At 71.9% G+C, this 10,384-nt stretch carries 10 protein-coding genes; 4 read left to right on the forward strand and 6 right to left on the reverse strand.

Annotation, left to right across the window (positions count from 1 at the left end; all coding sequences use genetic code 11):
• The first annotated feature begins 472 nt into the window (after positions 1-472).
• A complete protein-coding gene (locus tag AB0J97_RS42005) occupies positions 473-1,222 on the forward strand; it encodes a hemerythrin domain-containing protein (protein WP_364100060.1) in 750 nt (249 codons plus the stop codon).
• Here AB0J97_RS42005 and AB0J97_RS42010 read toward each other — a convergent pair.
• On the reverse strand, positions 1,206-1,907 hold the full coding sequence (locus AB0J97_RS42010) for an ABC transporter ATP-binding protein (RefSeq protein ID WP_364100063.1): 702 nt from the start codon (positions 1,905-1,907) through the stop codon (positions 1,206-1,208). The two genes, AB0J97_RS42005 and AB0J97_RS42010, sit on opposite strands and share 17 nt — an antisense overlap.
• On the reverse strand, positions 1,904-2,971 hold the full coding sequence (locus AB0J97_RS42015; RefSeq protein WP_357705710.1) for an FtsX-like permease family protein: 1,068 nt from the start codon (positions 2,969-2,971) through the stop codon (positions 1,904-1,906). The genes AB0J97_RS42010 and AB0J97_RS42015 overlap by 4 nt, the downstream gene beginning before the upstream one ends.
• Positions 2,972-3,119: 148 nt before the next feature.
• Here AB0J97_RS42015 and AB0J97_RS42020 point away from each other — a divergent pair, with 148 nt between their 5' ends.
• Together AB0J97_RS42020 and AB0J97_RS42025 are read left to right on the forward strand one after the other, a co-directional pair.
• Entirely contained in the window at positions 3,120-4,304 is a 1,185-nt protein-coding gene (locus tag AB0J97_RS42020; RefSeq protein WP_364100066.1) for a sensor histidine kinase, read from the forward strand.
• Complete coding sequence (locus AB0J97_RS42025) at positions 4,301-4,924, forward strand: response regulator transcription factor (RefSeq protein WP_364100069.1); 624 nt, start codon at positions 4,301-4,303, stop codon at positions 4,922-4,924. Before AB0J97_RS42020 ends, AB0J97_RS42025 begins: the two co-directional genes overlap by 4 nt.
• 23 nt (positions 4,925-4,947) lie before the next feature.
• On the opposite strand, the gene AB0J97_RS42030 is transcribed toward AB0J97_RS42025, so the two are convergent.
• Together AB0J97_RS42030 and AB0J97_RS42035 are read right to left on the reverse strand one after the other, a co-directional pair.
• On the reverse strand, positions 4,948-5,445 hold the full coding sequence (locus AB0J97_RS42030) for a DUF1269 domain-containing protein (protein ID WP_364100072.1): 498 nt from the start codon (positions 5,443-5,445) through the stop codon (positions 4,948-4,950).
• A gap of 26 nt (positions 5,446-5,471) precedes the next feature.
• Positions 5,472-7,286 (reverse strand): alkyl sulfatase dimerization domain-containing protein, encoded by a 1,815-nt coding sequence (locus tag AB0J97_RS42035; protein WP_364100075.1) that lies wholly within the window; start codon positions 7,284-7,286, stop codon positions 5,472-5,474.
• A 141-nt stretch (positions 7,287-7,427) separates the two neighbouring features.
• Here AB0J97_RS42035 and AB0J97_RS42040 point away from each other — a divergent pair, with 141 nt between their 5' ends.
• Complete coding sequence (locus AB0J97_RS42040; RefSeq protein ID WP_364100078.1) at positions 7,428-7,925, forward strand: potassium channel family protein; 498 nt, start codon at positions 7,428-7,430, stop codon at positions 7,923-7,925.
• Here AB0J97_RS42040 and AB0J97_RS42045 read toward each other — a convergent pair.
• Positions 7,920-8,096 (reverse strand): hypothetical protein, encoded by a 177-nt coding sequence (locus AB0J97_RS42045; RefSeq protein WP_357705580.1) that lies wholly within the window; start codon positions 8,094-8,096, stop codon positions 7,920-7,922. The two genes, AB0J97_RS42040 and AB0J97_RS42045, sit on opposite strands and share 6 nt — an antisense overlap.
• Positions 8,097-8,129: 33 nt before the next feature.
• On the reverse strand, positions 8,130-10,271 hold the full coding sequence (locus AB0J97_RS42050; RefSeq protein ID WP_364100081.1) for an NACHT domain-containing protein: 2,142 nt from the start codon (positions 10,269-10,271) through the stop codon (positions 8,130-8,132).
• Between the last annotated feature and the right edge of the window lie 113 nt (positions 10,272-10,384).

The raw sequence follows: 10,384 nt of genomic DNA on the forward strand, positions 1-10,384 counted from the left end.
GCCGCGCCGAGGGTGCTCTCGGCGGCGTCGGCCGGGATCGCCGTCGCCAGTGCTGTGATCAGGCCGAGGGCGCCTAACGCGCCGGTGATCAGTGCTCGGCGGCGCCGGCGGGTGACGGATGGGGACGGGGCGTTGACGCTCATGTCTGAGCCTCCGTATGCGAATCAAGGGATGGAACGGCGGGACGCGCCCCCGGACCATCGATCTGACGGGGAGATCGCCTTGAGGACTCAGTGTGAGAATCGGTCCGAAACTTGTCAAGAATGATATGAAAAGTTTCGGACCGCTACGCCTCCGTGCGGAAGAGGAATGCAGGACCAGGCATGCGGAAAGTTTCGGCCCATTGCCTCGGGATCCGCGTGAACGTTTCATCGCCGTCGTCGTGCAGAGGGAAGGATTACCGGGCCATTCGCGTCGGAACACCGGCGGACGGGCAGCACCTGGGAGGACGGCTGGGGAACGGGAGCGGGCGATGAGGGACGAACAGCGCGAAGGCCGCACGCCACAGAGCGTGCGCCGCCGCGAGCTGCTGACCATGCCCGTCGCCCTGGCCTGCGGCTCGGCGGCGCTGACCGGCTGCGACGCCACGCTCCAGGCCCGCGGCGCCATGACCGCCACCCCCACCCCCGGCCCGGAGCGGGAGGTGCCGGTCACGCCGCCCGAAGACCTCATGCGCGAGCACGGAGTGCTCAAACGCGTCCTGCTGATCTACCGGGAGGGCGTCCGGCGGATCGAGGCCGGCGAGCGGGTGCCGGCGGGCCCCCTGCACGCCGGGGCCGGCATCATCAGCACCTTCATCGAGCAGTACCACGAGCAGCTCGAAGAGCGGTACGTCTTCCCGCCCCTGGTCAAGGCGGGCAAGCTCACCGACGTCGTCCCCGTCCTGATCCTGCAGCACCGGCGCGGACGCGTCCTGACCGGCCGCATCCTGGGCGCCACCGCCCGGCCCACCTCCCAGGTGGCCCGTCGCGGCCTGGCCGCGGACCTGACCGCCTTCGTCCGCATGTACGAGCCCCACGAAGCCCGCGAGGACACCGTGGTCTTCCCGGCCATGCGGGAGGTGATCCCGCCCGGGCAGTTCGCCGACCTGGCGGAGACGTTCGAGGACGAGGAGCACCGCCGTTTCGGCCCGGCCGGGTTCACCGGTGTGGTCGGGCAGGTGGCCGACATCGAGAAGGCGCTCGGCATCTACGACCTGAACCAGTTCACACCCCGCGGCTGACCGCGGCTGACCATGGCCGGGCACCGAGCCTGCCGTCGTCCATGGCCAGGACGGTGTCCACCTTCGCCAGGGTGGCCAGGTCGTGCGTGACCATGACGGTGGCCAGGTCGTTCTTCCTGGTGAGGTCGGCCAGCAGGGAGACGATCCGCTCGCCCCGGTCGTGGTCGAGCGCGCTGGTCGGCTCGTCCACCAGCAGGACCTCGGGGGAGTTCATCAACGCGCGGGCGATGTTGACGCGCTGGCGCTCGCCGCCGGACAGCTGGTGCGGGCGCTTGTGCTCCTTGCCGCCCAGGTCGACGGCGAGCAACAGCTCCCGTGCCCGCGGGCCCGCGTCGCGGGGGGACTCGCCGGCCAGGTGCGCCATCACCAGGAGCTGGTCGAGCGCGGTCAGCGAGGGCAGCAGGTTGGCCTGCTGGAACACGATGCCGACGTGGTCGCGGCGGACCCTGGTGCGGACCGCCTGCCCGGCGCTGGAGACGTCCTGCCCGGCGATGATCACGCTGCCCGCCGCGGGCGTGATCAGCGTGGCGGCGACGGCGAGCAGGCTGGACTTGCCCGAGCCGGACGGGCCGACCACCGCGGTGAACTCGCCCGGCCCGACGGCCAGACTGACGTGGTCGAGCGCGGTCAGCGTACGGTCGCCGTCGGGGTAGGTGAGGACGACGTCGGTGAGCTGGAGGGTCATCGGGAGGCTCCCAGGGCGGTCAGCGGGTCGACAGAGGTGATCTTGCGGATGGCCAGCGCGGCTCCGGCCGCCCCGAGGACGATCATCACCGCCACCGGGGCCACGGTGGTCGTCACCGACAGCACGAACGGGACGGTCCCCTCGGCCAGCGCCCCGAGACCCGCCCCGAGCAGCCCCCCGACGCCCGCGCCGACCAGCAGCACGATGACCGCCTGGGCCAGCGCGTCCCGCAGGAGGTAGCCGGAGCTCGCGCCCAGCGCCTTGAGCACGGCGACGTCGCCGCGCCGCTGGATCGTCCAGACGGTGAAGAAGGCCCCGATGACCAGGGCGGAGATCGCGAACAGGAAGCCGCGCATCAGCTGGAGCGACCCGTTCTCGGAGGAGAACGAGCCGATCGCGGCGGGGGCCTCGGACAGCGGGACCGTCGTGGTGCCGATCCGGGCGTCGGCCGCCTCCAGCCCGGCAGTGCCGCTGGAGGGCAGCGCCAGGACGGTCGCCACGCTGTCGGCGCCGCCCTGGCGGCCCATCTGCTCCCAGTCGCCGATGCCGAGCCAGACGACGGGCGTGTGGCTGTAGGACGCCTGGCCGCCGACGCCGGAGACGGTGAAGTCCTTGCCCGCGATCCGGACCGTGTCGCCGGTCTTCACCCCGGTGTCGGCGGCGAGCGCGGCGGACAGGACGATCCTCCCCGTGTCCACCGGCCGCCCCTGGGCCAGGGCGCCGCCCGGCTGGACGCCGAAGAGCGCCACCCCCGCGCTCCGATCGTCGCCGTAGCCGAGTCTCGACATGGAGACGCCGAGCCTCTCGACGGAGTCGCCGGCCACCCGCCGCCACTCCTGCCAGGTCTGGTCGGTGACGCGGCTGTCGGCGAAGGCGGGCTTCCCGCCCCCGGCGAAGACGAGGTGCCCGGCGGGCAGGCTCTCCACGGCCGAGATGTTCTCCCGCGCCAGCCCGGCGGTCAGGCCGGACAACATGGTCACCAGGAGCGTGATGAGGAAGACGACGGCGCCCATGAGGGCGAACCGTCCCTTTGCGAAGCGCAGGTCTCTGAGCGCCACGAACACGGCGCGTCCCCCGTTGCGGTTGAAGGTCACATTGGCGTTCCCCAGCGTGCGGGCGTCCGGTGCCCGCCCGCATCGTGCATGCGGTCCGCCCGGAATACTTCTTTTGGACGATTTGGGGTGCGGGGCCGTCGCATACGCTTGGTGAGAGATGTCTGACTATCCGTTCCCGCCCGCCCTCCGGCTGCTCCGCTGGACCGTGCACGGCACGTTCGCGATCCTCCTGGTGGTCGCGCTGGTCGGCGTCGCCGGGAAGGGGCGGTTCGCGCTGGTGCTGGGCGGAGCGCTCCTCGGGGTCCTCTACCTGGCCGGTCTCGTGATCGAAGAGCGGCTGCCGCACTTCGGCGGCCCGACGCACCTGCGGCTGGGCCGGATCTGGCTGGTGCTGACCACGGCCGGATGGGCGGGGCTCGCGCTGGCCGCACCGCAGTTCGTCTGGCTGGCCTTCCCGCTCTTCTTCGCCTACCTGCACCTCCTGCCGCTGGCGGTCGCGGTGCCGGGCGTGGTGGCGCTGACCCTGGCGGCCGTCCTGGCCGCCGCCTGGCACGAGGGCCGGCTGACCGCCGCCCTGGTCATCGGCCCGACGATCGGCGCGGCGGTGGCCACCCTGATGGCCATGGTCTACAAGGCGCTGCACGCCGAGAGCGAGGAGCGCCGCCTGCTGATCGACGACCTGGTCCGCACGCGGGGGAAGCTGCTCCAGGCGGAGGGCGACGCCGTACGGCTGGCCGAGCGGGAACGCCTGGCCAGGGAGATCCACGACACGCTGGCCCAGGGCATGTCCAGCATCATCCTGCTCCTGCGCGCGGCCCGGCGGGACCTGGCGGAAGACCTCCCGGCCGCCGAGCGCCGCATCGCCGAAGCGGCGGACGCGGCCAAGGAGAACCTGGAGGAGGCCAGGAACTTCGTCCGCGCCCTGGCTCCTCCGGCGCTGCAACACGCGTCTCTGGCCGCGGCGCTGCGCAGGGCCGGCGACTCGGCCGTGGCGGGCACGCCCATCCAGGCGCGCTTCGAGATCTCCGGCACCCCGGCGCCGCTGCCCGCCGACTACGACGCCACGCTGCTGCGCATCGCCCAGGGCGCCCTGGGCAACGTCAGCCGCCACTCCGGAGCCGGTCACGCAGGGGTGACCCTCACGTACCTGGACGACGTGGTCGTGCTGGACGTGTACGACGACGGCCGCGGGTTCGACCCCGTACGTACGGCCGGGTTCGGCCTGCGCGCGATGCGCGAACGGGTGAGCGCCCTGGGCGGCAGCCTCACCGTGGAGTCGGCCCCCGGCGAGGGCACGGCCGTCGTGGCGACCCTGCCGCTGCCGCCCCTGGAGGGGCCGTGATCCGGATCGTCCTGGTGGACGACCATCCCGTCGTCCGCTCCGGCCTGCGTGCCATGCTGGCCGGGCAGCCCGATTTCGACCTGGTCGGCGAGGCCGCCACGGGCGAGGAGGGCGTGGAACTGGCCGCCAGGCTCGCCCCCGACGTCGTGCTGATGGACCTCCAGCTCGGGGCGGGCATGCACGGCAGCGAGGCGACCCGCCGGATCGTGGCCCTGGACGGCCCCCGGGTCCTGGTGCTCACGACGTTCGACACCGACGCCGACATCGTGGCCGCCATCGAGTCGGGCGCGACCGGCTACCTGCTGAAGGACGCCCCGTCGGAGGACCTGCACGCCGCCGTCCGGTCGGCCGCCACGGGGGCCGGCGCGCTGGCGCCGAGCGTGGCCGCGCGCCTGCTGGGCCGGGTCCGCGCTCCCGACGCCACGCTCAGCCCGCGCGAGCTGGAGGTCCTCGGGCACGTCGCCGCCGGCCTGTCGAACCGGCAGATCAGCAAGGTGATGTTCCTCAGCGAGACCACGGTCAAGACCCATCTGGCGCACATCTACACCAAGCTGGACGTGGACTCCCGCACGGCGGCCGTCGCCGCGGCCTCGAAGAGGGGCCTCATCCGTCCCCCGTGAGCCGGAACCGATGAGGCCGTGGGTCACACGCCGGCCCTGGCGGCCTCGGCGGTGGCGCGCAGCTGCTCCTCCTGCTCGTGGCTGAGCGAGGTTTGCAGGATGTCGCCGCCGTACTGGGCGATCTCCGGGATCACCTTGTCGGGGGTGCTCTGGACGACCAGGAGGAACAGGGCGGCGGTGCCGGGTTCGAGCTTGGCGCCCAGCTCGCGCATGAAGTCGTCGTTCACCCCGGTGTCGGTGAGCGCGCCGCCGACCGCTCCTCCCGCCGCGCCGAGCGCCATGCCGAGCAGGGGCATGAGGAACAGCAGGCCGATGAGGCCGCCCCACAGGGCGCCGCCGGCCGCGCCCATGCCCGCCAGGCTGGTGGCCTGGTGCAGCTTGATCTTGCCGTCCTCCCTGCGCTCGACGACGGCGGCGTCCGCCAGCTTGATCAGGTTCTCCTTCTGCATCTGCCCGAGGCGGTCGCGTACGGACATGGCGGTCTGGACGTCGGGGTAGGCGATGGCGATCAGGTTGCTCATGGCGGTTTCTCCTGCGGTTCGCGGTTTCAGGGCGTGACGATGGCGAAGTCGGGCTTGGGCTGGTCCAGCACGGAGGTCAGGCGGCGCAGGACGGCCAGGTCGCCGTCATGGTCGATCCCGCCCCCCTCCGTCCCGGCGTCGCCGTCACCGGCGAGCAGGCCGAGCAGGCGCTGTCGGCTCAGCCGCAGCGTCAGGTCGGCCCCGTTGCCCGAGGGCGACTTCTGGTGGACGAGGACGCCGTTGGACATCGTGGTCCGGTGGCGTTCGTCCAGGTCGGTGAGGTGCCAGTCGATGGCGAAGCGCTCGTTCCAGGCGGCGGGGCCGTTCACCCGGATGGCCAGGGAGTCGAAGAGCTGCTCGCTGGACAGCGCGCCGAGCATGTCGGGTGAGGTGGTGTTGGTGGGGGCCGGCGAGGGGCCGTCCTTCAGCTCGCCCGCGCCGGTGAGGTAGAAGTTGCGCCAGGTCGCGTTCTCGGCGCCCTGGCCGAGGCGGGTGTAGACGCGGGCCAGCAGCCTGCGGGCCGAGGCGTCGTTCTCGTCGGCGTACACGGCGTGGTTGAGCAGCGTCGCGGCGAAGCGCAGGTCGCCTTCGTTGACGTAGCGGTCGGCCAGGCTCACCACGGCCGAGGTGCCGCCGAACGCCTCGACGTAGCGGCGGGCCTGCTCGACGGGCGGGTGTTCCCACAGGTGGGCGGGGTTGCCGTCGAACCAGCCCAGGTAGCGCTGGTAGATGGCCTTGACGTTGTGGCTGACCGAGCCGTAGTAGCCGTGGGTGTGCCAGACCTGCTCCAGAGCCGGCGGCACCTGCACGACCTCGGCGATCTCGGCGCCGGTCAGGCCCTGGTTGAGCAGGCGGAGCGTCTGGTCGTGCAGGTAGGCGTACAGGTCGCGCTGCTGGGACAGGAAGGTGACGATGTCGTCCCTGCCCCAGGTGGGCCAGTGGTGGGAGGCGAAGGCGACGTCGGCCCGGTCGGCGAAGAGCTCGACGGCCTCGGTCAGGTAGCGGGCCCAGACGCGGGCGTCACGGACCACCGCGCCGCGCAGCGTGAGGATGTTGTGCAGGTTGTGGGTGGCGTTCTCGGCCAGGCAGAGGGCGCGGCGGTCGGGGAACAGGAAGTTCATCTCGGCGGGGGCCTCGGTGCCCGGGGTGAGCTGGAAGACGATGCGCACGCCGTCGACCGTCTCCTCCTGGCCGGTGCGGGTGACGTCCACGTTCGGCGGGATGAGGGAGACGGTGCCCTGCGAGGTGCCCATGCCCAGCCCGCAGCCGAGCTGGCCCTCCGGGGTCCGGGGGAGGAGCTGGCCGTACATGTAGAGGGCGCGGCGGTTCATGGCGGTGCCGGCGTAGACGTTCTCGGCGACGGCGTGTTCCATGAAGTGGGCGGGGGCCAGGATCGGCACGTCGCCGTCGGTGACGCCGCGTACGCCGCCGAAGTGGTCGACGTGACTGTGGGTGTAGACGACCCCGGTGACCGGGCGGTCGCCCCGGTGGTCGCGGTAGAGCGCGAGCGCGGCGGCGGCGCACTCGGCCGAGACCAGCGGGTCGATGACGACGACGCCGGTGTCGCCCTCCACGAGGGTCATGTTGGACAGGTCGAGGCCGCGCACCTGGTAGATGCCGTCGGTGACCTCGTACAGGCCCTGCTTGGCGCACAGTTGCGCCTGCCGCCACAGGCTCGGATGAGCGGTCTCCGGGCAGTCGCCGGCCAGGAAGTCGTACGCGTCGTTGTCCCAGACGACCTCGCCGTTCCTCGACTTGACCACGCCGGGGGTCAGCTTGGCGATGAAGCCGCGATCGGCGTGGTCGAAGTCCGTCCGATCCTGGAAGGGAAGGTCTGCCATGAGACCGTCCTGCCCTCGGCCGTCTTCGATGAGGGCAACGAGGACCCCAAGAAAGAGCATGCCCGGACGCGGCGTTCACCCTTGGCCGATTGCATACCCTCGCCCGCGTTGCACGCCGCCCGGCCGAGGAAGGCTGATCACATGTGTGCTTCTCGGGCCGGGCTGCTGGCATGGGCGCGCAGCGCGGTCGCGGCCGCGGTGATCACCGGCGTCTACTTCGCCGCGCCGCTGCCGGCGGGAAGATCGCAGGGCGCGTCGCCCGAGCTGCGCGCCCTGGCCTGCCTGGCCGGGGTGATGATCCTGGCCTGGCTGCTGGTGCGGCAGGTGGAACGCGCGCTGCGGCCCGGACGGTTCCTGGCCGAGCAACTGGCGATGCTGCTGACCGTCGTCGTCGTGGTGGTGGTCTTCTTCGCGGCGCTGTACTACGTGATGGCCGACCAGTTCCACGGGCTGCGCACGCGGGTGGACGCCCTGTACTTCTCGGTGATCACCCTGGGCACCGTCGGGTACGGCGACGTCGTCCCCTTGGGGCAGGGGGCGAAGGCGGTGGTCATCGTGCAGGTGATCTTCGACCTGGTCGTCGTGACGTCCGCGCTCGCGGTCATCGTCGGCGTGTGGCGCTCGCGTCCCTGGTCATGAGGCTTCCCATTCCTGGCAGGGGATCAGCGGGTGGTGGCGGTAGATGGTGCCGATGATCCGCTTGTCCGCCTGGATGTAGACCTCCTGGGAGGCCGGGCCGCAGGCGCACTCCGGGGACTCCTCGTGCCCCACGCTGTCGTCAATGGGACGTATATGCACAGTCTTTTGCATGGCGTCTTCTCCGGGGGAGAGGGAAGGCTTGGGTCATCTTATCCCTGTATGTGCATTTATTTGGTCGTTTGTCGCATTTTTTGGTGGTAAAGGATGCTCGGCCAGGTAGTCCTGGAGCTCGCGGTGACGGAACTGGTAGGCGACCCCGGAGATCCGCAGCAGCCCCGCGTCGTAGCACCGGTGCAGGAACCGTCCCAGCCGCCATGGCAGCCGCCCGCGCGTGGACAGCAGGAATCCCAGGTAGCGGCGCGCCAGCAGCGGCGACCAGGACGCCACCAGGGACATGCCGAACACCGCGCTCCCGGTGGCCGCCGTGGCGACCGACAGCCCGTCCAGCAGCTCCGCGAACCAGATCCCGAGGATGAACCCGAATCCGGGACCGAAGGTGAGCGCCGCCACCAGCGTCGAGACGACGTCGCCGCGGATGATCGCCCTGGGGTCGGCGCCGTCCCAGGAACCGCCGTCCCCGTTCTGACCGCCCCGCCCGGTCGCCATGCCGATCCCGAACAGGAGGCCGAAGACGACCGGCACCCACAGCGGAAGGGCGGTGCCGAACTCCATGACCACCGCCGCCCCCGCCAGGCAGCCGCCCAGGGCGGCGAGCACGCCGTCCACCACGGCCTTCCTGCGGTCACGTACGCGGCGGAGCCGGCGGAAACCGGCCTCGTCCGCCGTGGACCACACCTCCCGCCAGGCCCTGAACGGTTCCAGCAGCAGGCCCACCGCCACCACGCCGGGCAGCAGGAGAAGCATGAGCGCACCCACCGCCGCGCCCGTCAGCCGGCCGTCCACGATGTGCACCTGCGAGACCGCCAGGACGGCCAGGGCGACGACGACGCCGACCCCGGGGAGGCAGGTCGCCAGGGCCACCAGCGCGCCGACGACCCGAGGACGATCACCCGCCAGCGGCCACAACTGGTGCAGCACCAGGTCGGTGCCGGACAGCACGCGTCCGTGGAACGGCGGCCGGCCCACGTTCCCGCGCAGATAACCGGCCAGGACGGCCAGCCAGGCATGCGTCCGCTCGGCGGTGGGCCCCTTCCCCGCCGGGGCCGCCGCGGCCAGGCGGGCGGGGATGAACAGGCCGAGAAGGTGCTCCCGCACGGACGACTGGTCGGCGAACTCCGTGAGCACCTCGGGGGAGCGCACGTAGCGGCCGGTGCGCGGGTCGCGTTCCTCGTAGACGCTGACCGCCAGGGTCAGCCGCCACGGCGTGCCGAGCGCGTCGGCCAGGACGTGGCCGTCGCGGGTCAGCGCGTCCAGCACCGGCCGCCAGCGGTCCGGGTCCTCCTGGTCGGTGACGGCCTGGATGAAACGCCATGCCTTGTCGCTGGTCACCGTCCCCACGTCGACCCGGACGACGCCGCGGGGGACCGCCCGGTCGGCGACCAGGGCGTCGTACTGGCCGGTACGGCAGGTCACGATCAGGCTGCAACGGTCCGGCCCGTGCTCGTAGTCCTCCAGCGCGCGCAGCACCCGGGCGGCCCGCGACCCGTAGCCCGGCTCGTCGGTCTCGTCCACCTCGTCCAGCCCGTCGACGACGGGCAGGATCTTCTCCGCCGCCACGAGCGTGCGCGCCATCACCGGCTTCAGACCGTACGTCGCCGTCAGGTGCCGGGCGAGCATGGTTCTCACCGGCACGTCCGGGTCGATGCTCGTCGCGGAGATCCGCACCGGGACGCGGTCGTCGGGCTGCCTGCCGGCGAGCAGCTTGAGGACCAACTCGATCGCGAGGACGGTCTTGCCCGACCCCGCCACTCCGGCGATCACGAACCGTCGCGGCTCCCGCAGGCCGCGGAAGTAGTCGGCCACCTGCGTCAGGGTGCCGGACGGCGGGGCGGAGAGGGAACCGCCGGTGGGGCGGAAGAAGAAGTCGACGTCGATGACGACGTCGCTGCCCTTGCCGCCCAGCAGCTGGGCCCGCTGGGCCCGCTCCTCGGTCAGCACCCGCCGGGCCAGCAGGATCCCGGCCGCCTGTACGTCGGTGTCGGCCACGCGCTGCGCCTGCCACCAGGAGATCACGGCGAGGACGGTCCCGACGAGCGCGAACCCTCCGCCGACCGGGTCGACGTCGCCGGGATACCGCGTCCACAACCGCAGCGCGGCGGCGGTCAGCATGACCATCCCGATCGCCACGCCCGCCCGGAACCACCATGCCTTCGTACGCCGCGTCACGGTCCCAGCATGTCAAGCGCGCCCCTGACGTGTGCGGGGAAAGGCGCAAAGAACCCGCTTCGTCCCGTACCGGCTCGCGATCCGCCTCGGGACGTGCAACCCCTGACGCGGCA

Origin of the sequence: Nonomuraea sp. NPDC049607, from assembly GCF_040675375.1 — a bacterium.
GTDB lineage: Bacteria > Actinomycetota > Actinomycetes > Streptosporangiales > Streptosporangiaceae > Nonomuraea.